This window comes from Haemophilus parainfluenzae T3T1 (assembly GCF_000210895.1).
In the GTDB taxonomy this organism is placed as follows: Bacteria; Pseudomonadota; Gammaproteobacteria; order Enterobacterales; family Pasteurellaceae; genus Haemophilus_D; species Haemophilus_D parainfluenzae_A.
In genome coordinates this window covers 224,905-248,263 of the sequence record NC_015964.1, presented here as the reverse complement: position 1 = coordinate 248,263, position 23,359 = coordinate 224,905, and the positions used below count along the sequence as shown (strand labels likewise).

Sequence of the window (23,359 nt, the reverse complement as noted above, 5' to 3'; positions counted from 1 at the left end):
TAGAGATTGAACTTTTCTTATAATTAGTGCGAATTTCCTTTGACTATTTTATTGACAACAGGTAATATTCGCACCCTATGCAAAAGGTAAAACTACCCCTAACCGTTGATCCGGTTAAAGACGCTCAACAAAGAATTGATTATGATGGTTATTATACCGCTAGTCAGTTAGTGCGTTTAGCTGAATCTACGGGGAAAGTGCTCAGCGATGCACAGGTAACATTATCGTTTTATATTGATCCACAAAAATTAGTGGTAATGAAAGGGCAAGTACAAGTTGATGTCGAGTCAGACTGTCAACGTTGTGGCGAGCCATTCAAACAAACATTGGAATGTCATTTTATGTATAGTCCAGTGGCTAATTGGGATCAGGCTGATGACTTGCCGGAAATTTATGAGCCAATCGAATTTAATGAGTTTGGCGAAATAGATTTACTTGGTGCAGTGGAAGACGAACTTATTTTAGCTCTACCGCTTGTCCCAATGCATTCATCTGAACACTGTGAAGTGTCCGCGCACGAACAGGTTTTTGGCGAATTGCCTGAAGAATTGGCAAAAAAACCGAACCCGTTCGCTGTATTAGCTAATTTAAAGCAAAAGTAAATTAAATTTAGGAGTATAGCCAATGGCTGTTCAACAAAACAAAAAATCTCGTTCACGTCGTGATATGCGTCGTTCACACGATGCATTAACTACTGCTGCAGTATCAGTGGATAAAGCAAGCGGTGAAACCCACTTACGCCACCATGTAACTGCTGATGGTTACTATCGTGGTCGCAAAGTGATCAATAAGTAATTTTACTTATAAGGTATTCACTTGAACCGTCTAACCTTAGCGTTAGATGTGATGGGCGGGGACATTGGTCCCCGTATTACTATCCCCGCATCTCTTTCAGCGTTGGAAGCAGATCCAATGCTCTCTTTAGTGCTGTTTGGCGATAGCCAACAAATTTCCCCCTTACTGGAAAATGCCCCTTCTTCCCTTTTAGAACGTATTCAAATTCATCATTGCACGAAGACTATTGATAACAATCAAGGTATTTCTCATGCATTGCGTCATAGCAAAGGCACCTCTATGCGTTTAGCTATTGAAATGGTTCAGAAAGGTGAGGCGCAAGGTTGTGTCAGCGCAGGAAATACAGGGGCATTGATGGGATTGTCAAAGGTTCTCTTACAGCCTTTAGAGGGAATTCAACGCCCGGCGTTGGTATCCTTATTACCGTCGATGACGGGAGATAAAACCGTGATGTTAGATTTAGGCGCAAACGTAGAATGTTCTGCTCAAAATCTTTATGAATTTGCTATCATGGGCTCGATTTTTGCCGAAAACCGATTGAACTTAGTTTATCCACGCATTGCCTTACTCAATATCGGTGTGGAAGAAATTAAAGGGAATCAATCCATCCGTGAAGCTGCGAATTTATTAGAAAAATCAACCGCACTTAATTATACCGGCTTTATTGAAGGTAACTTTTTATTAAATGGTGTGGCTGATGTGATCGTGAGTGATGGGTTTTCGGGAAATATTGCATTAAAAACCCTTGAAGGGGCCGCTAAGAATCTGTTATCTCTTCTGAAAGGAAAAGAAAAACAGCCTATTTTTAAATCATTTGCTAAATTTATTCTGCGTTTTTTCTTTAAGGATGCTTATCATCGCTTGAAACGCATTAACCCAGATGAATATAATGGAGCATCTTTACTCGGATTAACAGCTGTTGTGGTGAAAAGCCATGGCAGCGCAAATGTGGATGCATTTGCTCGTGCAATTGCGGATGCAGCTTTGCAAGCGCGTTTGCAAATTCCACAAAAAATCTTGGCGGGTTTACAACGTTATTAATTAATAAGTTTTGATATGATGAATAGTAGAATTTTATCCACCGGTAGCTATTTGCCGAGCCATATTCGCACCAATGCGGATTTGGAAAAAATGGTTGATACTTCAGATGAATGGATCGTGACACGTTCTGGCATTCGTGAACGTCGTATTGCAGCAGCAGATGAAACTGTCGCAACAATGGGATGTGAAGCAGCCAAAAAAGCGCTTGAAATGGCCAATCTTGATCCTCAAGAAATTGAGTTGATCATCGTTGCGACAACCAGTGGTTCTCACGCTTATCCAAGTTCAGCTTGCCAAGTTCAAGGTTTATTAGGCATCGAAGACGCAATTTCTTTTGACTTAGCGGCGGCTTGTACCGGTTTTGTTTATGCTTTAGGCGTAGCGGATAAATTTATTCGTTCAGGCAGCGTGAAAAAAGCCCTTGTGATTGGTGCAGATCTTAACTCGCGTAAATTAGATGAAACCGATCGTAGCACTGTCGTGTTATTTGGTGATGGTGCAGGTGCGGTGATCTTAGAAGCATCAGAGCAAGAAGGCATTATTTCAACACATTTACATGCATCGCCAGATAACAATGCGGCATTACTACTTCCACAAGCTGAGCGTGGCGTGGAGAAATCTGGCTATATTGAAATGCAAGGTAATGAAACCTTTAAATTAGCGGTACGTGAGCTTTCTAATGTGGTGGAAGAAACCCTTTCAGTCAATAATCTCCAAAAAACAGATATCGACTGGCTTGTGCCACATCAAGCGAATTTACGTATTATTACGGCGACAGCGAAAAAATTAGAGATGGATATGTCGCAAGTCGTGGTAACGCTTGATCGTACAGCGAATACCAGTGCGGCGACTGTACCAACCGCTTTAGATGAAGCAGTGCGAGATGGTCGAATTCAACGCGGTCAATTGCTTTTACTCGAAGCTTTTGGCGGTGGTTGGACTTGGGGTTCAGCATTGGTGCGATTCTAATTAATTTGTTAGAATCTCGACAGAATTTTAAAAGTGCGGTTAAATTTGACCGCACTTTCAACATTTAAACGATGAAGAAATAGGAAGAAAACATGAAAAAATTCGCAATGGTTTTTCCAGGACAAGGTTCTCAAGCTGTTGGCATGTTAGCTGATCTTGCTAACGAATATCCGGTAGTCACAGAGACTTTTAAACAAGCATCTGAAGCGCTTGGCTATGATTTATGGAACTTGGTTCAACAAGGTCCAGCAGAAGAATTAAATAAAACTTGGCAAACTCAGCCGGCATTATTAGCGGCATCCGTTGCGATCTTCCGTGTATGGCAAGAAAAATACCCACAATTACAACCAAGCGTGATGGCTGGTCACAGTTTAGGTGAATATTCAGCATTAGTTTGTGCAGGTGTCATTGATTTTAAAGATGCGATTAAATTAGTGGAATTACGCGGTAAATTAATGCAACAAGCAGTACCAGAAGGTACTGGTGCAATGTATGCGATTATTGGCTTAGATAATGAAGCGATTATCAATGCATGTAAACAAGCCGAACAAGGCGAAGTGGTATCTGCGGTAAACTTTAACTCACCAGGTCAAGTAGTCATTGCTGGAGCTAAAGAAGCGGTAGAACGTGCGGCTACTTTATGTAAAGAAGCGGGCGCAAAACGTGCTTTACCATTAGCGGTAAGTGTTCCTTCACATTGCGCATTAATGAAACCGGCAGCAGAACAATTAGCCGTAACACTTGAAGGCATTACGCTTAATGCGCCAGCAACACCAGTATTAAACAACGTGGATGTCAAAGCGGAAACAGAAAGTGCAGAAATTCGTACCGCACTTATTCGTCAGTTATATAGCCCAGTTCGTTGGACTGAAACCGTTGAGAAAATGGCGCAAGATGGCGTAGAAGTTTTAGTTGAAATCGGCCCAGGTAAAGTATTAAACGGTTTAACAAAACGTATCGTGGCAGAATTACAAGCAACATCAGTAAACGATGTGGCATCATTAAATGCTGTTGAAGCATTATTAGCATAAAAGGGGATTAAAAATGCAAAATAAAATCGCATTAGTGACAGGTGCAACACGTGGTATTGGCCGTGCAATTGCAGAAGAATTAGCATCAAAAGGTGCATTTGTAATTGGTACCGCAACCTCTGAAAAAGGTGCAGATACAATTTCTGCTTACCTTGGCGATAAAGGTAAAGGTTTAGTATTAAATGTGGCAGACAAAGAAAGTATTGATGCCGTATTAGAGCAAATTAAAGAACAATTTGGTGATATTGATATTCTCGTGAATAACGCAGGTATCACTCGTGATAACTTATTAATGCGTATGAAAGATGAAGAATGGTTCGATATTATGCAAACCAACTTAACCTCTGTATTCCATCTTTCTAAAGCAATGTTGCGCTCCATGATGAAAAAACGTTTCGGTCGTATCATTACTATCGGTTCAGTGGTGGGCTCAATGGGTAACCCTGGTCAATCTAACTACTGTGCCGCAAAAGCCGGCTTAATTGGTTTTTCTAAAGGCTTAGCGAAAGAAGTGGCATCACGTGGCATTACTGTAAACGTTGTAGCACCCGGCTTTATCGCAACAGATATGACAGAAGTGCTTACTGAAGAACAAAAAGCGGGTATTCTTGGTAATGTCCCAGCTGGTCGTTTAGGTGAGCCAAAAGATATCGCAAAAGCGGTGGCGTTTTTAGCTTCTGACGATGCGGCTTATATTACCGGTACCACATTACATGTGAATGGCGGCTTATATATGAGCTAACCCTTTAGGGGATATATATCTGGGATTTTGTCTATAAAATATAGCAAAGCAGTTTAGTTAATGATAAAATCCCAATCGCAATGTAACTTTTTCTCTGTATGTGTTTTTACATTGCCTGTTTTTTGTGGTGCGACCACCTAAGAAATAGTTGCAACTTTATCAAAAATGCATACACTAACCGCTCTTAAATGAGCTAAAACAACAATAGGAAAAACAAATGAGTATTGAAGAACGCGTGAAAAAAATCATCGTTGAACAATTAGGTGTTAAAGAAGAAGACGTAAAACCAGAAGCTTCTTTCGTTGAAGATTTAGGTGCGGATTCTTTAGATACAGTTGAATTAGTAATGGCTTTAGAAGAAGAATTCGATATCGAAATTCCTGATGAAGAAGCTGAAAAAATCACAACTGTTCAATCTGCGATTGACTACGTTCAAAACAATCAGTAATTTTTAAGTTGGGCGATCTTTTAGGTCGCCTAATTTTTTTTCTTTAAATTTCTTTTCTAAATTCGTTATCTTCAAATAAAACAAGATACTTCTAAATCTCTTAAATTTCTGACCGCACTTTCCTTTATTTAATCTTTCTCAGATTTGCTTTTATTGTTTGGTTCCCCTATTTTTTGATTTAAAACAAAATTTACCCTAAAAATACTTATTATGAGTTAATTTTGGTGCTAATATTTGATCCAAATTTTTTTCTAATTAACCATAAAATGATTCGGAGTATCTTATGGATTTTCTAATGAACCTAGGTGAAGGTAGCCAGTTTGCGATTCAGCTTGCTATTGTTCTTATCTGTTTATTTTACGGGGCAAAAAAAGGTGGTATCGCACTGGGTATGCTCGGTGGAGTAGGCTTAATTGTTCTTGTTTTCGGCTTTGGTATTGAACCAGGTAAGCCAGCTATCGATGTTATGTTAACCATCCTTGCGGTGGTGGTGACATCGGCAACATTACAAGCCAGTGGTGGTTTAGATGTCATGTTACAAATCGCGGAGAAAATGCTTCGTCGTAACCCGAAATATGTCAGTATTTTGGCGCCGTTTGTAACCTGTTTCTTAACCATTTTATGTGGTACAGGTCACGTGGTTTATACCATGTTGCCAATCATCTATGATATCGCGATCAAAAATGATATTCGTCCTGAACGTCCAATGGCGGCAAGTTCAATAGCTTCTCAAATGGGTATCATTGCGTCACCAGTTTCTGTAGCAGTAGTGACTTTAACCACATTCTTAGTGAATGCTAAAACCCCATTAGCAGGTTTTGATGGCTATTTAGATTTATTAAAAATTACTGTGCCTTCAACCCTTTGTGGTGTATTAGCTATCGGTATTTTCAGTTGGTTCCGTGGTAAAGATTTAGATAAAGACCCAGAATTCCAAGAGAAATTAAAAGATCCCGAATTCAAAAAATATGTTTATGGTGATAGCACATCATTGTTAGACAAAAAATTGCCACAATCTAGCTGGAATGCGATGTGGATCTTCTTTGGTGCGATTTTAGTGGTAGCGCTATTAGGTTACTTTAAAGATTTACGCCCAGCCTTTGAAAAATCAGCACCAGCTCAAGTGGTTGAAATCGTTTCTGCTGATAAAGCTGTGAAAACCTTTAATGTTAAAGACGGTAAAATCGTTGCGTTAGCAAAAGACGGTACATTAGTGCTTGATGTTAAAGACAGTAAAGCAAAAGCAAAAACAGCCTATAACAACGTCGCGATTTATAACGATAAAGGTGAAGTTGCTCAAACAATTACCGCTCAAGATAACAGAGTTGTGATCACAGCGGGAGATAAAACCGAAACTATCGATAATGCTGCAATCGTATTAAAAGATACGGCGAAGAAAAAAGTGAATTTAAGTATGGTTCACGTTATTCAAATCTTCATGTTATTAGCGGGTGCATTAATTGTTATCTTTACCAAAACTGATGCAGGTAAAATCAGTAAAAATGAAATTTTCCGTTCAGGTATGATTGCATTAGTGGCTGTATTCGGGATTTCTTGGATGGCGGAAACCATGTTTACCGTTCACACACCGATGATGAAAGCAGCACTTGGTGATGTGGTAAAAGCACATCCTTGGACTTACGCAGTAATGTTGTTATTAATCTCTAAATTCGTAAACTCACAAGCGGCAGCATTAGTTGCCTTCGTTCCACTTGCTTTAGGTATCGGTGTTGATCCAGCTGTTATCTTAGCCTTTGCTTCAGCTTGTTACGGTTACTACATTTTACCAACTTACCCAAGTGACCTTGCAGCGATCCAATTCGACCGTTCAGGCACAACTCACATTGGTAAGTTTGTAATTAACCACAGCTTTATTTTACCGGGCTTAATCGGTGTAATCACTTCATGTATCTTTGGTTACATTTTCACAAGCTTGTTTGGTTATCTATAATTAACTTACTGATAAAAGAAAAGGCTATTCGTTTGAATGGCCTTTTTTGTTTGTAAAGTGCAGTTAAATTTTAGAGTGTTTTATCTCGATGCTCTATTTGACTTTATCATTCATAAAAATCCCTCAAAAACTGACCGCACTTTTGCGCTTCTTAAAATAAATTCCCGCTAAAGGTTGAAACATAGGGGGATTTATTGCGATAATCTTCATTATTTTTTGGGTGATCTTTCGGGCTGCCATTTTTTCAGGTGGCCAGTTTTTATTAGGAAAGATTAATTTGAACATTATTTAAGTTAGAAGAATAACAATGGCTGAAAAACGTAATATTTTTTTAGTAGGTCCAATGGGCGCGGGTAAAAGCACCATTGGCCGTCAGCTTGCGCAACAATTGAATATGGATTTTGTCGATTCAGATGCAGTAATTGAGGAACGAGCGGGAGCAGACATTAGCTGGATTTTTGATTTAGAAGGCGAAGAAGGCTTTCGTAAGCGTGAAGAACGTATTATCAATGAATTAACTCAATTACAGGGCGTCGTGCTTTCCACTGGTGGTGGAGCAGTGATGTCAAAAGAGAATCGCAATTATCTTTCTGCTCGTGGCATTGTCATTTATTTAGAAACCACGGTAGATAAGCAATATCAACGTACACAACGTGATAAAAAGCGCCCATTATTACAAGGGGCTGATGACCCACGCCAAGTGCTTGAAGATTTAGCTAAAGTGCGTAATCCGTTATATGAAGAAATTGCGGATATTACTTTGCCAACAGATGAGCAAAATGCCAAAGTAATGGTTAATCAAATTGTTGATTTAATTGATAATCTAAACGGCTTAAACGGTTCACTCTAAGGATTAAAAATGTTGTGCGTAAATGTTGAATTAAAAGAACGTCGTTATCCCATTTATATCGGCGAAGGTTTATTAAAAGATGAAACCTGCTATCCGCTGAAAAAAGGGGATAAAGTGATGATCGTGACTAATCCAACCGTCGCACAATATTATCTTGAAACCGTTACACAAACGCTAGAAAAAATCGGCTGTCAGGTTGAATCGGTATTATTGCCTGATGGCGAAAAATACAAAACGCTCGATTCTTTAAACCTCATTTTTACCGCACTTTTAAAGCATAATCATGGGCGAGATACCACCATTATTGCATTAGGTGGTGGCGTGATTGGTGATGTGGCAGGTTTTGCCTCAGCAAGCTATCAGCGTGGCGTGCGTTTTATTCAAATTCCTACCACATTATTAGCTCAAGTGGATTCTTCTGTTGGCGGCAAAACAGCTGTTAATCATGAATTAGGCAAAAATATGATCGGGGCGTTTTATCAACCTTCTACGGTGATCATTGACACCCTTACACTCAATACCTTGCCAAAACGTGAAGTAAATGCAGGGCTTGCGGAAGTCATTAAATATGGGGCGATTTTAGATTATGCCTTTTTTGAATGGCTTGAAGCGCATATTGATGAATTAGTTGGGTTAAATCAACATTCACTTCAATATTGCATTGCGCGTTGTTGCCAAATCAAAGCTGATGTTGTTGCGCGCGATGAAACCGAAAAAGGCGATCGTGCATTATTAAATCTCGGCCATACTTTTGGACATGCGATCGAAACACATTTAGGTTACGGAAACTGGTTACATGGTGAAGCTGTTGCAGCTGGAACTATGATGGCTGCGGTGTTATCTGAACAATTAGGCGATCTTTCTTTTGAAGATGTTGCACGTTTAGAAAAGCTTTTAGCACGAGCTAATTTGCCTACCGTTTCGCCTGATACCATGCAATCAGACGATTATTTACCGCATATGATGCGAGATAAAAAAGTGCTGGCAGGCAAGTTGCGTCTTGTGTTACTAAAAGCCCTTGGTCAAGCCTACGTGGCGACTGATACTGACAAATCTCTTGTGCTAAACGCCATTGAGCGTTGCACACAACATGACTAACTGTCATTGCTCTCATGTTGCGTCCGAAAAATAACAAAACGAAACCTCGAATTAAACACCGCCCGTTTTTGAAATGGGCGGGCGGTAAATTTCGTTTAACGGATGATCTCAACCGAGTCTTTCCAAAAAGAAAACAGTGTTTAATTGAACCTTTTGTGGGGGCGGGTGCCGTTTTTTTAAATTCTCATTTTGAACGTTATATTTTGGCAGATATTAATCCCGATTTGATTAACTTGTTTAATATCGTCAAAGAAAATGTGGATGCCTATATTGAGGCTTGTAAGCCAATTTTCTTTGCAGAGAATGCCAATACAGCCGACTATTATTACGCACAACGTGAAGCTTTTAATCAATCCACTGATCCTTTCGTGCGTTCGGTGTTATTCCTTTATTTGAACCGCTTTGGGTTTAATGGCTTGTGCCGTTATAACAGTAAAAATGAGTTCAATGTGCCCTTTGGCGCTTATAAAACCCATTATTTCCCTGAAGATGAATTGCGCTATTTTGCTCATAAGGCACAAAGTGCGGTCTTTTTATGTGCTGATTTTCAACAGACATTTGAATTAGCGGATAAACACAGCGTGATCTATTGTGATCCGCCTTATGCACCGCTTCCGCAAGATACTAATTTTACTGGATATGCGGGGAATGCTTTTGGTCTTGAGCATCAAAAGAATTTAGCAGAATGTGCAAAAAAAGCACAAAAAGAAAAGCAAATTTCCGTCGTGATTTCTAACCACGATACGAAATTTACACGTGAGATTTACAAAGGGGCAAAGTTTAAGCGTGTTAAAGTACAGCGCTCGATTAGCCAATCTTCAGAAAAACGAGTTAAAGTAAAAGAATTAATCGCTATCTTTAAAGGTTAGTTTAGCAGGTTAATTCTGGGTTGATTTTAATCTCAAAGCCTTTTACTTCGGGATAAGTCGGTTGAATTGCAGTGAGTAATTCGCTTTGTCGAAATAAAATTCCTTGGCGAACGACCGCACTTTTGACTTCAACAAAGAGTTTTCCATCCTTGATAGAGCCTAAACGGAAGAGCCCTTTAAATTCTTGAGGGAAAAGGCGACTGATGTTTTGGTTCAGTTCATTCAACATTAACCCTTTCTGCATGATTTTGGCAAATTGTGATTCTTCTAGCACATCAATAATATTCATGGCTTTTTGATAACGCTCATGCTTGTTTTCCACAAAAATACCCCAATAATGACTTTACGTTGAATTTCCGATACAATACACACAAATTTTGTCAGAGACAATAAGATGATGAAATCAAACAAAGGTAAAACAAATTTCTGGTCGCAGTTGCTGTTAAGCATGATTGCGATTTTTGCTTTGCCTGTTGCTCAGGGATTGGAGGCTCAGCCTTCATCAAATATGAGTGGCGAAAATTACCAAACATCATCTGAACAACATATGTTGATTGCGGTGCGTGAAATTCGTCAAGCATTGCAGGTTCAACCTCAGCCAACAAATCATAAAACCCATTCCAATCAAAAACACGAAAAAATTCAACCGCACTTTATTGCGGCAGAATTCCCTGTTTTTGCCCCTATTCGTGCCGGCCCAGCCATCATTTAATTTTCTTTTATCTTTGAACGAACCGATTTTTTAATCGGATGATCCTTTTTATTTTTTATTTGAAAGAGAAATTATGAGTTTTTTAACAAAAATTTTTGGCAGCCGTAACGATCGTATTTTACGTAAATTAAGAAAACAAGTTGCGAAAATCAACAAAATGGAGCCGGCTTTTGAAGCATTGAGTGATGATGAATTAAGAGCAAAAACAGAAGAATTCCGTAGCCGTTTAGCTAACGGTGAAACCTTACAACAACTTTTACCTGAAGCGTTTGCTACCGTGCGTGAAGCGGGTAAACGTGTACTCGGTATGCGTCATTTCGATGTGCAATTAATTGGTGGTATGGTGCTAACAAACCGTTGTATCGCTGAGATGCGTACGGGTGAAGGTAAAACCTTAACCGCAACCTTACCTTGCTATTTGATGGCGTTGGAGGGTAAAGGCGTACATGTTGTGACAGTGAATGATTACTTGGCACGTCGTGACGCGGATACCAATCGTCCATTATTTGAATTCTTAGGTATGACTGTTGGGGTGAATATCCCTGGCTTACCGCCTGAAGCAAAACGTGAAGCGTATGCGGCTGATATTACATACGCGACAAACAGCGAATTAGGTTTCGATTACCTTCGTGATAACTTAGCGCATTCTAAAGAAGAGCGTTTCCAACGTCATTTAGGCTATGCTTTAGTGGATGAAGTGGACTCTATCTTAATCGACGAAGCACGTACGCCGTTGATTATTTCAGGTCAAGCGGAAGACAGTTCAGAGCTTTATATTGCGGTAAATAAATTAATTCCGAATTTAATTAAGCAAGAAAAAGAAGATACGGAAGAATATACCGGTGAAGGCGATTACACCTTAGATCTTAAAACCAAACAAGCGTATTTAACTGAACGCGGTCAAGAAAAAGTAGAAGAGTGGTTAATCGCACAAGGTTTAATGCCAGAAGGTGATTCACTTTATTCACCTGCGCGTATTGTATTGTTACACCACGTCATGGCGGCATTACGTGCGAACACCTTGTTTGAACGCGATGTAGACTATATCGTGAAAGATGGCGAGATCGTGATTGTGGATGAACACACTGGTCGTACCATGGCGGGTCGTCGTTGGTCTGATGGTTTACACCAAGCGATCGAAGCGAAAGAAGGGGTAGAAATTAAGAGCGAAAACCAAACTGTTGCTTCTATTTCTTACCAGAACTACTTCCGTCTTTATGACAAATTAGCGGGTATGACAGGTACAGCAGATACCGAAGCCTTTGAATTCCAACAAATTTATGGTTTGGAAACTGTCGTCATTCCAACAAACCGCCCAATGATTCGTGATGACCGTACGGACGTCATGTTTGAGAATGAAGAATACAAATTCAATGCGATTATTGAAGATATCAAAGACTGCGTCGCTCGTAATCAACCGGTTCTTGTGGGTACCGTATCAGTTGAAAAATCAGAAATGCTTTCTCAAGCGTTAGATAAAGCGGGCATCAAACACAATGTGTTGAATGCAAAATTCCACGCGCAAGAAGCGGAAATCGTTGCTGAAGCGGGGGCACCAGGTGCAGTAACCATTGCAACCAATATGGCAGGTCGTGGTACCGATATTATCCTAGGTGGCAACTGGAAAGCTCAAGTAGCAAAATTGGATAATCCAACACCAGAGCAAATTGAGGCAATCAAAGCTGAATGGGAGAAAAATCACGAGATCGTGATGCAAGCCGGTGGTTTACATATTATCGGGACAGAGCGTCATGAATCCCGTCGTATTGATAACCAGTTGCGTGGTCGTTCAGGTCGTCAAGGTGACCCAGGTTCTTCACGTTTCTACCTTTCTTTGGAAGACGGCTTAATGCGCATTTATCTGAATGAAGGTAAATTAAATATGATGCGTAAAGCCTTCACCCAACCAGGTGAAGCGATGGAGTCTAAACTTCTCGCTAAAGTGATTGCATCAGCGCAAGCGAAAGTGGAGGCCTTCCACTTTGATGGTCGTAAAAACTTGCTTGAATATGATGATGTGGCTAATGACCAACGTCATGCAATTTACGAACAACGTAATTACTTGCTCGATAACGATGATATTTCAGAGACTATCAAAGCAATTCGCAGCGATGTATTTAATGATGTGATTGACCAATATATTCCACCACAATCGTTGGAAGAGCAATGGGATATTAAAGGCTTAGAAGAACGTTTAGCCCAAGAGTTTGGACTTGAGTTACCAATTGAACGTTGGTTAGAAGAAAATAATAATCTTCACGAAGAAAACTTGCGTGAGCGCATTATTCAAGAAGCGGAAGATGAATACAAAGCGAAAGAAGCGCTTGCAGGTGAAGAAACCATGCGTCATTTCGAAAAAGGCGTGATGTTACAAACCCTTGATGAGCTTTGGAAAGAGCATTTGGCTGCAATGGATTATTTACGTCAAGGTATCCATTTACGCGGTTATGCACAAAAAGATCCAAAACAAGAGTACAAAAAAGAATCTTTCCGTATGTTTACTGAAATGTTAGATTCTTTAAAACATCATGTGATTACGACACTCACTCGTGTGAAAGTACGTACGCAGGAAGAGATGGAAGAAGCAGAACGTGCACGTCAAGCAATGGCTGAGCGTGAAGCTCAAACGCATCATCCTGTAGGTGAAAACACAGAGCAAGCTCAAAGCGAGGACTATTCAGATCGCCATATTGGACGTAATGAACCTTGTCCTTGTGGGTCAGGTAAAAAATACAAGCATTGTCACGGCAGTAAAGCCCGATATGCTTAGTTAAGGTAAAGAGCGGTTAAATTTTTGCGTGTTTTAAAACACCGCTAAAAATGACCGCTCTTTCTACTTTTGAGATAAGGAAAAACGATGAGTAAGCCTATTATTCAAGTTGCGGCAGGGATTATTCGTAATGAATTTGGGCAGCTATATTTGACCCAGCGTTTAGAAGGGCAAGATTTTGCACAGGCATTAGAATTTCCAGGCGGTAAAGTTGATGCGGGTGAAACCCCTGAAGAAGCCTTAAAAAGAGAATTGGAAGAAGAGATTGGCATTCATATTTTAAATGCTGAACTGTACGAACGTTTTCAATTTGAATATCCAACCAAAATTTTAGATTTTAGTTTTTACTTGGTCACTGAATGGATCGGCGAGCCTTTTGGACGCGAAGGCCAGGAAGGCTTCTGGCTTGAACAAGGGGAGCTTGATGCAGGGCAATTCCCACCAGCCAATTTAAAGCTGATTCAGCGTTTAGAGGCTGAAAGTGTCAAATAACATTTAATCAAATTTATTTATTATGATTCCAAGCATTTTTCTGAGTTTATTTTTTATTGCGACGGTGATTTTTATCGTCAATTCGCACTATCGTTGGACATATTTTTTTGCGATTGCATTATTCGTCTTATTGTTTAGCTTGATGTTTGCGATAACTGGTCAATGGCAACGCGGATTGAATTTTGCGTCCGTACTTTTTGTTGTATTGATGCTATTCCATCGAATGAAAATTCATTACTACAAACAACCTTTACTCATTTCAGATTTTTGGCTTGTGACAGACTGGCGAAATTGGGAAACCCTTTTACATTATAAAGGCGCTATTTTCGGCGTGTTGGGGCTATTAGGTCTGTTGGGTTATGCTATCTTTGGTTGGTCAGATGTTGAAACTGCCTCTACTGGATTCCGAGTATTTGCAGCAATACTCGCTGCAACGAGCTTTGGTTTAATGTGGCATTATTCTAAAGATCCGGATGCGACAAAAGTCTGGCTGGATTCATTGCCAGATGATGGTCGAGATGTTTTCTTAAACCTGCCTATGTCTTGTCGTGGCGTATTCTTTAAAGTGCCAGAATTTGAAGGTAATAGTCAAAAATTTAAAGAAAAGATGACCGCACTTTTAAATGAAAAGGCTGAGAGTAAAACTGAAAGTGCAGAAAAGCCAGACGCAGAAAAACCAGACATAGTGGTGTGTCTACAAGAATCAACCTTGAATCCCCATCAATTTGATTTTGATGCAGAAACCATTCCGCCATTTTCAATGTTTAATAAGCAGGAAGATACCGCATTTGTAAGTCCATTGCGTGTACATACGCTGGGTGGCGCAACGTGGAAATCTGAATTTGCTTTCCTTGCAGGGGTGCCTTCAACGGATTTTGGTGCTTTAGCAAGTGGGGTGTTTTATTCGGTTGTGCCACACTTACAGACGGGTTTTATTAAAAATCTTCGTGAGCAAGGCTATTTTTGTGTGGCATTATCGCCTTTTACGAAAGGTAACTACAACGCAAAACCTGCCTATGACCACTTTGGTTTTGACTTGATGTTACAACCACAAGATTTAGGCTATCCGGCATCAATTAGCAAAAATCTTTGGCATATTAGCAGTGAAGAGATGATGTATTACACCAAACTGATTCTGCAGAAACAGCATCCATCATTGGAAAATGTGAAACAGCCTATGTTTGTCTATGTGCTCACGATGAAAGAGCACGGCCCTTACAACACAAATATGCCAAACCATTTTAATTTGGCGAGTAAGCGTTTAGGGGGAAAAGCGATTTCCTGCCTAAATGATTATATTGATCGCATTGCTAGCCTCAATGAGGCAATCGAAGGTTTAAATGATTATTTAAAATCACGTGAAACGCCTTATGTATTCGGTTATTTTGGTGATCACCAAGTCGCTTTTGATAATCAGCTTCCACCGAAAAAAGGTAACTTTGCGAACCCGGATTATGTGACTCAATTTGTCGTTAGAACTAATCGTAAGACTGACTTTGTTCAACAGCAAGATTTCTTAGATTTAGCCTTTGTTGGTGGCATATTACTTGATGTGGCAGGTTTATCACCGAAAGATGACTTTATGCGAGCGAATATCGCTATGCGTCAGCTAAGCCAAGGTAAGCTCGAAGATGTAGAGGATGTGGATTTAGTGAATAGCTATCGAAATTATCTGTATCAAGATTTAAAAATTGCGCAATAATAAAAAATCTCGGTTAACGCCGAGATTTTTTTATAAACAAATTTTAACCGATAAGTCGGCCAATTTTACCCACACATCTTGTCCATATTCTTGTTTGGTGATGCGCTCAATATCTGCTAATTCTTGCAATATTTCAAAGAGCTTTTGATAGGTAAATCGTTGTATCGCTGCCGTATAAAGAGGACGACGATTCTGCCAAATTTTGAGACGGTCAAAATCCGATTTGAGTGTCTGTGTTGGCAAACTCGTGTTAAGAGAGGGATTACGCAGCTGTGGTTTTGTTAATTCTAACAATGTGAGCAGTTCACGTTGTAAAGTACGCAATAAAATGACAGGTTGCACATCTTCAGCTTGTAAACCTCGCAAAATTCGCTTTGAGCGGTTTGCTTTGCCTGATAACAATGCATCAATCCATTGGAAAGGGGTAAAGACAGAAGATTGCTCTACGACGGATTTAACGCGGTTATACGTAAGTTTGTGATCAGGATAAAGCAAATCTAAAAGCTGTAACGCTTGTTTCAATGCTAGCAGATTATTTTCATAGCTGTAACAAAGTAGTTGAATGGCTTCCTCATCAGCTAATAATCCCATGTTTTTTGTACGATGTTTCACCCAACGAGAAAGCTGTTCTGAATTCGGTGTTTGGCAGTTAACAATAACGGCTTGTGGCTCAAGTTGATTTACCTGAATAAACCACTCTTGTTTTTCGGCTGCTTTAGACAATTTAGGCAAGGTGAGGACAAGTAAGCTATCTTCATTTAATCCACTGATAAATTGCTGAAGGTTTTTCTGTAAAAGTGCGGTCAAATTTTCGGGCAAATTGAGAATGAAAATTTGCTTATTAAAGAAGAGTCCCACAGACTGGCTGGCCTCGATTAATGCAGGCCAGTCAGTATTAGTATCTATAGTGATTTGATTTTTTTCATCAAAACCTTGAAGAAGGGCGGCTTGATGAATGAGGTCTTCACTTTCACTGAGCAACAGGGGATCTGTCCCAACCAAAAAATAGACTTTCGCTAAATGGCTGTTCAGGTTAGAGGCCAGTTGCTCAGGAAAAATGCGGTTCATTATTTTCCTTGAACTTGATGTTGCAAGGCGGCCATTTTATTAATTAATTGGCGAGCCGCTTGTTCGCGCATATCATTCCAAATCACATCGCGCTCAGCTGATTTTGCTAATGCAGCACGTGAGTTATCAAAGAAAGTGCGGTTGATTTTTGCGGAGATTGTATAGGTTTCCCCATTTGCTAAACGCACGCTAGCCTCAACATCAAGGGTCAGTACTTTTTCTGCTTCACGACCTTGTTTAAAGACAGACGCCACTTTATCGCTTGAAGTCTGTTTATTTAAACGCAACACTGGCACCCCTTGTTTTGCAGGCACAAGGTTTACGTTGTTGCTAAGCAGTTGCTTACGCATAGCCATAGACATTTCACTGTATGGGTCGCTACTTTCAAGAGCCATTGTTTTTAATTCTGCAGGAACAGCCGCACCATTATCGAAGTGCCAACCACAAGCAGTTAAAAAGGCAGTTGCCCCAACTAAGCAGCTCGTTTTGATTGATTTCATCATAAAAATTACCTGTAAAATTCACCGCACTTTATTTTGTTTAAGAGCTGTTTATGCAACACTTAGAATAAAATGCGGTTATTTTATGGATTATTGCGGTTTAACTACCACATTTAACAATTTACCTGGTACATAAATCACTTTTACGATTTGTGTATTGTCAGTAAATTTCTTCACATTTTCATCTGCAAATGCAACCATTTTCACGGTTTCTTCATCCGCATCAGCTGCAACGGTCACTTTACCACGTACTTTACCGTTGACTTGTACCACGATAAGTTTTTCATCTTCGACCATCGCTGCTTCGTCAGCTTTCACCCATTCTGCATGGTCGATGTTGTTTTCGTTGCCTAAAGCTTTCCATAATTCAAAGCAGATATGTGGTGTGATTGGGTAAAGCATACGCACGACTGCGCTTAATGCTTCTGCCATAACCGCACGATCTTGTTCGCTGTCTAATGGCGCACGGGTTAATTTATTCATTAACTCCATTACTGCCGCGATAGCGGTATTGAAAGTCTGACGACGACCAATATCATCGCTTACTTTTGCGATGGTTTTATGCACATCACGACGAAGCGCTTTTTGGTCTGCAGAAAGTGCGGTCACATCTAAAGCCGTTTTTGCAGGATTTTGGCTGTATTCATACACCAAATTCCATACACGACCTAAGAAACGTTTTGCCCCTTCTACGCCTGATTCTTGCCATTCAAGCGTCATTTCTGCAGGAGACGCGAACATCATGAAGAGACGCACGGTATCTGCACCGTATTTTTCCACCATTTCTTGTGGGTCGATACCGTTGTTTTTCGATTTCGACATTTTGGTCATACCGGTATGCACCAATTCACGGCCTTCTGGATCGGTTGCTTTGATGATTCGACCTTTTTCATCACGCTCAAGGGTCACTTGCGTTGGGCTGACCCAAATACGCTCGTTGGTTGGACTGGTGTAGTAGAACGCATCGGCTAACACCATGCCTTGGCATAATAATTTTTGTGCTGGCTCATCGCTCGTTACGAAACCTGCATCACGCAATAATTTATGGAAGAAACGGAAGTAGAGCAAGTGCATGGTCGCGTGCTCGATACCGCCGATATATTGATCCACGGGTAACCAGTAATTCGCTTCATCTTTATCCAACATGCCTTCAGCATAGCTTGGTGAGGTGTAGCGTGCGTAGTACCAAGAAGATTCCATAAAGGTATCAAAGGTATCGGTTTCTTTTAATGCAGGTTCACCGTTGAAGGTGGTTTTCGCCCAGTTTGGATCGGCTTTAATTGGGCTTTTCACACCATCCATAACCACATCTTCCGGCAGAATAATCGGTAAATCTTCGATTGGTGCTGGCACAGTTTCACCGTTTGGTAAGGTGAGCATTGGAATTGGTGCCCCCCAATAACGCTGACGAGAAACGCCCCAGTCACGTAAACGATAGTTCACTTGGCGTTTACCTACGCCTAATTTTTCTAATTTGTTCGCGATGCCGTTGAATGCGCTATCAAAATCTAAACCATCAAACTCAGCTGAGTTCACTAATTTACCGTGTTCGACAAAAGCTTGTTTGGTTAAATCAATTTCTTCATCTGCAAGCGGTGCGATCACTTGTTTAATTGGCAAATTGTATTTTTGAGCAAATTCAAAGTCGCGTTGGTCGTGAGCCGGAACTGCCATTACTGCGCCAGTACCGTAGTGCATTAACACAAAGTTAGCGACCCAAATCGGTAATTTTTCACCAGTTAATGGATGAATAGCGAATAAGCCGGTTGCCATCCCTTTTTTCTCCATTGTGGCAAGGTCTGCTTCGGCCACTTTGGCATTTTTCGCTTCACGGATGAATTCAGCCAATTGAGGATTTTTTTCTGCCGCTAATTCTGCTAATGGGTGAGCAGCTGCAATACCTAAATAGCTCACACCATAGAAAGTATCAGGACGGGTGGTATAAACCGAAACTTTTTCTGCGGTATCCGCCACATCAAACGTAATTTCCACCCCTTCAGAACGGCCAATCCAGTTACGTTGCATGGTTTTTACCATGTCTGGCCATTGTGGCAGTTGGTCTAATCCACCTAATAATTGCTCTGCATAGTCGGTGATTTTAATGAACCATTGTGGGATTTCTTTTTGTTCGACCGGAGTGTCACAACGCCAGCAGCAACCTTCGTGCACCTGTTCGTTAGCTAATACGGTTTCATCGTTCGGACACCAGTTTACGGTTGAGGTTTTTTTGTAAACTAAGCCTTTTTTATAAAGCTCAGTGAAGAACCATTGTTCCCATTTGTAGTATTCTGGACTGCAAGTCGCAATTTCGCGATCCCAGTCGTAACCAAAGCCCAACATTTTGAGCTGGTTTTTCATATATTCGATGTTTTCGTAGGTCCATTTTGCGGGCGCAGTTTTATTTTTAATCGCAGCACCTTCAGCCGGCAAACCAAATGCATCCCAACCAATCGGTTGTAAAACATTTTTACCGTTCATACGTTGATAACGAGAAACCACATCACCGATAGTGTAGTTACGCACGTGGCCCATGTGTAAACGACCAGATGGGTAAGGGAACATTGAAAGACAGTAATATTTTTCTTTAGACGTATCTTTGATGGCTTTGAAGACTTTATTTTCAGCCCAATATTGTTGAACTGAAGGCTCAATCAAATCGGGACGGTAATGTTGTTGCATAGAAAATCACCTTAAATTTTGACCGCACTTTGCGGCATATTTTGCTTTGTAAAATGTGATATAGGATAGCGTAAAACAGGGAGAATTGGTAGAAAGTGCGGTGATTTTTTTGCTGATTTTATAAGAGATTTTGAATTTCGGATGGAATTAATTTAGGCGAAGGAATCCAAACTTGTTTATGTCGGTTTAATTCACCTTTTTCAAGAACTATTGAGCTCTTAGGTACTTTGAATGCTTTACTCAAAAATTTCAGCAGGTGGGCATTTGCTTGACCATCAACTGGTGGAGCTGTAATCGTAATCTTGAGCTCATCATCATGTAATCCCACGATTTGATCTTTGCTAGCTTTGGGTTGCAAAATGATTTTAAGACGTAATCCTTCAGGCGTTTGTTCGATTGCAGACATAACTAAATTTACTCACCACATTTACAAGAAGGGCTGGAAAATCCAGCCCGAAAAAATAATGTTATTTTTGACCGCACTTTAAGCGGCGATTACCCATAAAACCTTGAAATAATCGTAAAAGAGATTATTCAAAAATAATAGAACAATAGCGATAACCATCGGTGAAAAATCAATGACGCCCACGGTTGGTAAAATGCGTTTAATTGGTTTTAATAATGGCTCGGTAAGTTGATATAACGCATAGAATGCAGGATTATTGCCACGATTAAACCAACTTAAAATTGCACCGGCGATTAACACATAGAAAATAGCTATACCGATATTTTTAATCAACCCTAATATGCCCAATAGTAGGAAGTAGTTGAGATTTAACCCGCCAAACAGAACCGATTTTAATCCGCAAAGCAAGAAGACTAAAACCAGTGCAGCAGTTTCCACTTTTTTCACCACAGGAAAAACTTTACGCAATGGTGCAACAACTGGTTGGGTAAATTTCAGTGTAAATTGAGAAATAGAATTGTAATAATCCACGTTCGCTAAGGGAAGCCATACGCGTAAAATTAACACTAAACAATACAGATCGATAATCGATCCTAAAAATAACGCAGTTTGGGAAATTTCCATTATAACCAACCTTTCCGTTTGAAATAGATGTAAGGTGTAAGTGCCGCACCAATCATTAAGCCAATAGCCATTGGATAGCCATATTTAAAATGAAGCTCCGGCATAAATTCAAAGTTCATTCCGTAAGTGGATGCCACAAGTGTTGCCGGTAGGAACATCACAGACACCACCGAGAAGAATTTCATGATTTTATTCTGCTCGATATTAATATAACCCATTGCCGCCTGCATTAAAAAGTTTACTTTTTGGAATAAAGACTCATTATGCGGTTGCAAGGATTCGATATCTCGTAAGATTTCACGAGCTTGTTCTAACTGATTAGCCGGTAAACGTGTTTTACGCACCAAGAAACCCAATGCACGTTGTGTATCCATCAAACACAAACGCACTTTAGAACTGGTATCTTCTTGTTCTGTTAGGGTATTTAAGGCTTCATCGAAAGCTTCATCTTGCGTACCGTTTAGAATTACACGACTTAATTTTTCTAAATCCGCATAAACGTTTTCGATAACATCCGCTAATTGCTCAATTTTGGTTTCAAATAAGTCGAGCAAAACTTCATACGCATTGCATTCTAATAAGCGTTGACTACGGGAACGCATACGATATAAACGGAATGCCGGTAACTCACGATCACGCAAGGTAAATAGACGACCATCACGGATAGTAAATGCCACGCTTGCGAGGTCAGCGTAGTTTTCTTCGTCTTCACAATAGAAGAATGAGTGCAAGTGTAAACCGTCTTCGTCTTCGAAGAAACGCGCGGATGCCTCGATGTCTTCTAATTCGAGGAATGAGGCGAGACTTTGTCCTAAGCCTTCTTGCAGCATTTCACGTTCTTCCCCTGTCGGCTCCAGTAAATCTAACCAAATAGCAGAACTGAGCTCGGCTGGTTCGTCATCAATACGAAGCAAACGGGAATCGTTAATGGCAAAAGCGTTAATCATTGGTCATACTCCTTTTGGGATTATGAAGATCCAACAGTGAACAAAAAAAGATCAAACGAAATTGGCACTAGAGAAAAGTGCGGTCAAATTTTTGTATGTTTTAAAAATGGGTTTCGTTCGATAAAAGATGCCGAAGAAAGGTAAATTGATTACCAGCGAACTCTCGCTGATAAGAGGCGAGAGTCTAAAGCGATATTCGGTATCGACTATGACTGTCCAAAGTGTGTGTCCTTCTCGTTAAAAAATCGGGCGAATGTTACGCTTGAAAGGCGCTTTCGTCAAGTATTATTGAAAAGGACATGGCACTTTTAATTAATTAGTATATTGATTAATTGCGTTAGTAACTTCTTGATCTTGATAAATATTATTAACAATATCTTTGAAGGTTTCGCCTAACACTTTTTGAATTTCATCATTGCTCGCATTAAATGCGCCAGATTGTGAACGGGTCGCATTAAAGGTTTTGTTGTATTGTCCGCGTGGACCTTGTACATAAACAACTGCTTGAATTTTGCTGTTCAAGGTATAACGTAAATTACCCTGATCTACGTGAGTATTGAATTCTTTCACTTCAACGGTTACACCAGCATTTGCATTATTAGCTTGCCCGATACGGAACCCTTTGCTGACTAAATTTTGTTGCATCACTTGTTGGAAAAGTTGAGTGACGCTTGGTGAGGCGTTTAATTTAATCAGCTCACCTGATTTAGTATAAGTTGCAATTTCTTGTTGTGGACGAGAATCACGAGTATTAACTGTTACCACTGCTGATTGGTTAATATTCATTGATGCAGTTGGCGATTGAGGGGTAAAAGTTAAGGTATTAGATTGCGCTTGGCAACCTGCTAAAAATAATGTCGCAGCCGCCAACGTCATTGTTGATAATACTTTGATTTTGTTTGTTACTTTCATAATTTCCTCATTGAATTAGGTTAATTTGTGTTATTCTTACAAACTTAACGCTGAATGTATAGCAAAAAGTTAGGGAGTTTATTTATGTCAAAACAGCAAGAATTATTAGAGAGAATTCAAACCGAATTTCAACCGCACTTTGCCACCGTGGAAAATGAAAGCCATATGCACAGTTCCGGTCGTGGAGCCGATTCTCATTTTAAATTAGTGATTGTCAGCGATGCTTTTGAAGGCATGCGCAAGGTGCAGCGTCACCAAAAACTTTACCAACTTTTTGCCGATGATTTAAAAAATGGCATTCACGCATTAGCTCTTCACCTCTATACAAAAAGCGAATGGGAGAGTCTAGGTGAAGCATTTCCAAAATCACCAAATTGTCTTGGTGTTGGACAGTAAGTATTTCCTTACGTTCCCTATATTAGATTTTCATAAGAAGAGAGAAGGTAAGAGACATTCTCTCTTTTTTATTTTTAATTCCTATTTATTTCTAACTCCTAATAAGTATGAGTCTAAAAGGTTCACAAATATTTCACAAAAAGTAAGGGCGTAAAGTGGAATAAAAGCCCATTTTTCGATAGAATAAGGCGCTTTTAATTTTCGAATTTCAATTTCTGGTTGTGTAAGTAATTTCTTACTCATCGAGGAATTAAACAGATTTGAGTTTTTGAATTTATGTGTCAGTTAATAACGCTTTGATCTTAAAAGTGTTTTCTGGTCACGCTCAATCGTGAGATTGCTTTTAGAGTGTATGCT

Annotated in this window: 24 protein-coding genes; 16 read left to right on the top strand and 8 right to left on the bottom strand. The window is 39.9% G+C overall.

Annotated features, from left to right (window positions below; translation table 11 throughout):
* Nucleotides 1-77 precede the first annotated feature (77 nt).
* The 11 genes from yceD to PARA_RS01190 all read left to right on the top strand — a co-directional run bounded on the left by yceD (nt 78) and on the right by PARA_RS01190 (nt 9,794).
* Complete coding sequence (gene yceD, locus PARA_RS01240) at nt 78-602, top strand: 23S rRNA accumulation protein YceD (protein ID WP_014064178.1); 525 nt, start codon at nt 78-80, stop codon at nt 600-602.
* A 22-nt stretch (nt 603-624) separates the two neighbouring features.
* Nucleotides 625-795 carry a 50S ribosomal protein L32 gene (gene rpmF / locus PARA_RS01235; protein ID WP_005544470.1) on the top strand — a complete coding sequence of 57 codons (171 nt, stop codon included), beginning with the start codon at nt 625-627 and terminating at the stop codon, nt 793-795.
* Between the two features lie 21 nt (nt 796-816).
* Nucleotides 817-1,836, top strand: a complete 1,020-nt coding sequence (plsX, locus tag PARA_RS01230; protein WP_014064177.1) for a phosphate acyltransferase PlsX — start codon at nt 817-819, stop codon at nt 1,834-1,836.
* 18 nt (nt 1,837-1,854) lie between these two features.
* Nucleotides 1,855-2,805 (top strand): beta-ketoacyl-ACP synthase III, encoded by a 951-nt coding sequence (locus tag PARA_RS01225; protein ID WP_041918298.1) that lies wholly within the window; start codon nt 1,855-1,857, stop codon nt 2,803-2,805.
* Nucleotides 2,806-2,897: 92 nt separating this feature from the next.
* Nucleotides 2,898-3,836: an ACP S-malonyltransferase gene (fabD, locus tag PARA_RS01220; RefSeq protein ID WP_014064175.1), complete on the top strand. Its 939-nt coding sequence runs from the start codon at nt 2,898-2,900 to the stop codon at nt 3,834-3,836.
* 13 nt (nt 3,837-3,849) lie between these two features.
* The gene (gene fabG, locus PARA_RS01215) at nt 3,850-4,578 is read left to right on the top strand and encodes a 3-oxoacyl-ACP reductase FabG (protein WP_005695317.1); all 729 of its coding nucleotides are present in this window, start codon (nt 3,850-3,852) and stop codon (nt 4,576-4,578) included.
* 217 nt (nt 4,579-4,795) lie between these two features.
* On the top strand, nt 4,796-5,026 hold the full coding sequence (acpP, locus tag PARA_RS01210) for an acyl carrier protein (protein ID WP_005544465.1): 231 nt from the start codon (nt 4,796-4,798) through the stop codon (nt 5,024-5,026).
* A gap of 283 nt (nt 5,027-5,309) precedes the next feature.
* Nucleotides 5,310-6,977, top strand: a complete 1,668-nt coding sequence (locus PARA_RS01205) for an anaerobic C4-dicarboxylate transporter (protein WP_005698043.1) — start codon at nt 5,310-5,312, stop codon at nt 6,975-6,977.
* Between the two features lie 307 nt (nt 6,978-7,284).
* Nucleotides 7,285-7,827 carry a shikimate kinase AroK gene (aroK, locus tag PARA_RS01200; protein WP_014064174.1) on the top strand — a complete coding sequence of 181 codons (543 nt, stop codon included), beginning with the start codon at nt 7,285-7,287 and terminating at the stop codon, nt 7,825-7,827.
* Between the two features lie 9 nt (nt 7,828-7,836).
* A complete protein-coding gene (aroB, locus tag PARA_RS01195) occupies nt 7,837-8,925 on the top strand; it encodes a 3-dehydroquinate synthase (RefSeq protein ID WP_014064173.1) in 1,089 nt (362 codons plus the stop codon).
* Between the two features lie 14 nt (nt 8,926-8,939).
* A complete protein-coding gene (locus PARA_RS01190) occupies nt 8,940-9,794 on the top strand; it encodes a Dam family site-specific DNA-(adenine-N6)-methyltransferase (RefSeq protein ID WP_014064172.1) in 855 nt (284 codons plus the stop codon).
* A 1-nt stretch (nt 9,795) separates the two neighbouring features.
* On the opposite strand, the gene PARA_RS01185 is transcribed toward PARA_RS01190, so the two are convergent.
* Nucleotides 9,796-10,116 carry a DciA family protein gene (locus PARA_RS01185; protein WP_014064171.1) on the bottom strand — a complete coding sequence of 107 codons (321 nt, stop codon included), beginning with the start codon at nt 10,114-10,116 and terminating at the stop codon, nt 9,796-9,798.
* A 72-nt stretch (nt 10,117-10,188) separates the two neighbouring features.
* On the opposite strand from PARA_RS01185, the gene secM reads away from it, so the two are divergent.
* The 4 genes from secM to PARA_RS01165 all read left to right on the top strand — a co-directional run bounded on the left by secM (nt 10,189) and on the right by PARA_RS01165 (nt 15,470).
* On the top strand, nt 10,189-10,506 hold the full coding sequence (secM, locus tag PARA_RS01180; protein WP_014064170.1) for a secA translation cis-regulator SecM: 318 nt from the start codon (nt 10,189-10,191) through the stop codon (nt 10,504-10,506).
* A gap of 73 nt (nt 10,507-10,579) precedes the next feature.
* Nucleotides 10,580-13,276, top strand: coding sequence for a preprotein translocase subunit SecA (gene secA, locus PARA_RS01175; RefSeq protein ID WP_014064169.1), 2,697 nt, complete (start codon nt 10,580-10,582; stop codon nt 13,274-13,276).
* A gap of 87 nt (nt 13,277-13,363) precedes the next feature.
* Complete coding sequence (mutT, locus tag PARA_RS01170; RefSeq protein WP_014064168.1) at nt 13,364-13,768, top strand: 8-oxo-dGTP diphosphatase MutT; 405 nt, start codon at nt 13,364-13,366, stop codon at nt 13,766-13,768.
* A gap of 22 nt (nt 13,769-13,790) precedes the next feature.
* Nucleotides 13,791-15,470, top strand: coding sequence for a sulfatase-like hydrolase/transferase (locus PARA_RS01165; protein WP_014064167.1), 1,680 nt, complete (start codon nt 13,791-13,793; stop codon nt 15,468-15,470).
* 30 nt (nt 15,471-15,500) lie between these two features.
* On the opposite strand, the gene holA is transcribed toward PARA_RS01165, so the two are convergent.
* The 7 genes from holA to PARA_RS01130 all read right to left on the bottom strand — a co-directional run bounded on the left by holA (nt 15,501) and on the right by PARA_RS01130 (nt 22,606).
* Nucleotides 15,501-16,538 (bottom strand): DNA polymerase III subunit delta, encoded by a 1,038-nt coding sequence (gene holA / locus PARA_RS01160; protein WP_014064166.1) that lies wholly within the window; start codon nt 16,536-16,538, stop codon nt 15,501-15,503.
* Nucleotides 16,538-17,041, bottom strand: a complete 504-nt coding sequence (gene lptE, locus PARA_RS01155; protein WP_014064165.1) for an LPS assembly lipoprotein LptE — start codon at nt 17,039-17,041, stop codon at nt 16,538-16,540. The genes holA and lptE overlap by 1 nt, the downstream gene beginning before the upstream one ends.
* 87 nt (nt 17,042-17,128) lie before the next feature.
* Nucleotides 17,129-19,717 carry a leucine--tRNA ligase gene (gene leuS, locus PARA_RS01150; protein ID WP_014064164.1) on the bottom strand — a complete coding sequence of 863 codons (2,589 nt, stop codon included), beginning with the start codon at nt 19,715-19,717 and terminating at the stop codon, nt 17,129-17,131.
* A gap of 118 nt (nt 19,718-19,835) precedes the next feature.
* Entirely contained in the window at nt 19,836-20,123 is a 288-nt protein-coding gene (yggU, locus tag PARA_RS01145) for a DUF167 family protein YggU (RefSeq protein ID WP_014064163.1), read from the bottom strand.
* 78 nt (nt 20,124-20,201) lie between these two features.
* Complete coding sequence (locus PARA_RS01140; RefSeq protein ID WP_014064162.1) at nt 20,202-20,747, bottom strand: YggT family protein; 546 nt, start codon at nt 20,745-20,747, stop codon at nt 20,202-20,204.
* On the bottom strand, nt 20,747-21,694 hold the full coding sequence (gene corA, locus PARA_RS01135; RefSeq protein ID WP_014064161.1) for a magnesium/cobalt transporter CorA: 948 nt from the start codon (nt 21,692-21,694) through the stop codon (nt 20,747-20,749). The genes PARA_RS01140 and corA overlap by 1 nt, the downstream gene beginning before the upstream one ends.
* A 312-nt stretch (nt 21,695-22,006) precedes the next feature.
* Nucleotides 22,007-22,606 (bottom strand): YajG family lipoprotein, encoded by a 600-nt coding sequence (locus PARA_RS01130; RefSeq protein WP_014064160.1) that lies wholly within the window; start codon nt 22,604-22,606, stop codon nt 22,007-22,009.
* An 84-nt stretch (nt 22,607-22,690) separates the two neighbouring features.
* Here PARA_RS01130 and PARA_RS01125 point away from each other — a divergent pair, with 84 nt between their 5' ends.
* Nucleotides 22,691-23,002, top strand: a complete 312-nt coding sequence (locus PARA_RS01125; protein ID WP_014064159.1) for a BolA family protein — start codon at nt 22,691-22,693, stop codon at nt 23,000-23,002.
* The last annotated feature ends 357 nt before the right edge of the window (nt 23,003-23,359 follow it).

Coding starts and splice junctions, on each gene's coding strand:
- yceD (WP_014064178.1), top strand. CDS start 78: ATGCAAAAGGTAAAACTACCCCTAACCGTTGATCCGGTTAAAGACGCT.
- rpmF (WP_005544470.1), top strand. CDS start 625: ATGGCTGTTCAACAAAACAAAAAATCTCGTTCACGTCGTGATATGCGT.
- PARA_RS01225 (WP_041918298.1), top strand. CDS start 1,855: ATGAATAGTAGAATTTTATCCACCGGTAGCTATTTGCCGAGCCATATT.
- fabD (WP_014064175.1), top strand. CDS start 2,898: ATGAAAAAATTCGCAATGGTTTTTCCAGGACAAGGTTCTCAAGCTGTT.
- fabG (WP_005695317.1), top strand. CDS start 3,850: ATGCAAAATAAAATCGCATTAGTGACAGGTGCAACACGTGGTATTGGC.
- acpP (WP_005544465.1), top strand. CDS start 4,796: ATGAGTATTGAAGAACGCGTGAAAAAAATCATCGTTGAACAATTAGGT.
- PARA_RS01205 (WP_005698043.1), top strand. CDS start 5,310: ATGGATTTTCTAATGAACCTAGGTGAAGGTAGCCAGTTTGCGATTCAG.
- aroK (WP_014064174.1), top strand. CDS start 7,285: ATGGCTGAAAAACGTAATATTTTTTTAGTAGGTCCAATGGGCGCGGGT.
- aroB (WP_014064173.1), top strand. CDS start 7,837: ATGTTGTGCGTAAATGTTGAATTAAAAGAACGTCGTTATCCCATTTAT.
- PARA_RS01190 (WP_014064172.1), top strand. CDS start 8,940: ATGTTGCGTCCGAAAAATAACAAAACGAAACCTCGAATTAAACACCGC.
- secM (WP_014064170.1), top strand. CDS start 10,189: ATGATGAAATCAAACAAAGGTAAAACAAATTTCTGGTCGCAGTTGCTG.
- secA (WP_014064169.1), top strand. CDS start 10,580: ATGAGTTTTTTAACAAAAATTTTTGGCAGCCGTAACGATCGTATTTTA.
- mutT (WP_014064168.1), top strand. CDS start 13,364: ATGAGTAAGCCTATTATTCAAGTTGCGGCAGGGATTATTCGTAATGAA.
- PARA_RS01165 (WP_014064167.1), top strand. CDS start 13,791: ATGATTCCAAGCATTTTTCTGAGTTTATTTTTTATTGCGACGGTGATT.
- holA (WP_014064166.1), bottom strand. CDS start 16,538: ATGAACCGCATTTTTCCTGAGCAACTGGCCTCTAACCTGAACAGCCAT.
- lptE (WP_014064165.1), bottom strand. CDS start 17,041: ATGATGAAATCAATCAAAACGAGCTGCTTAGTTGGGGCAACTGCCTTT.
- leuS (WP_014064164.1), bottom strand. CDS start 19,717: ATGCAACAACATTACCGTCCCGATTTGATTGAGCCTTCAGTTCAACAA.
- yggU (WP_014064163.1), bottom strand. CDS start 20,123: ATGTCTGCAATCGAACAAACGCCTGAAGGATTACGTCTTAAAATCATT.
- PARA_RS01140 (WP_014064162.1), bottom strand. CDS start 20,747: ATGGAAATTTCCCAAACTGCGTTATTTTTAGGATCGATTATCGATCTG.
- corA (WP_014064161.1), bottom strand. CDS start 21,694: ATGATTAACGCTTTTGCCATTAACGATTCCCGTTTGCTTCGTATTGAT.
- PARA_RS01130 (WP_014064160.1), bottom strand. CDS start 22,606: ATGAAAGTAACAAACAAAATCAAAGTATTATCAACAATGACGTTGGCG.
- PARA_RS01125 (WP_014064159.1), top strand. CDS start 22,691: ATGTCAAAACAGCAAGAATTATTAGAGAGAATTCAAACCGAATTTCAA.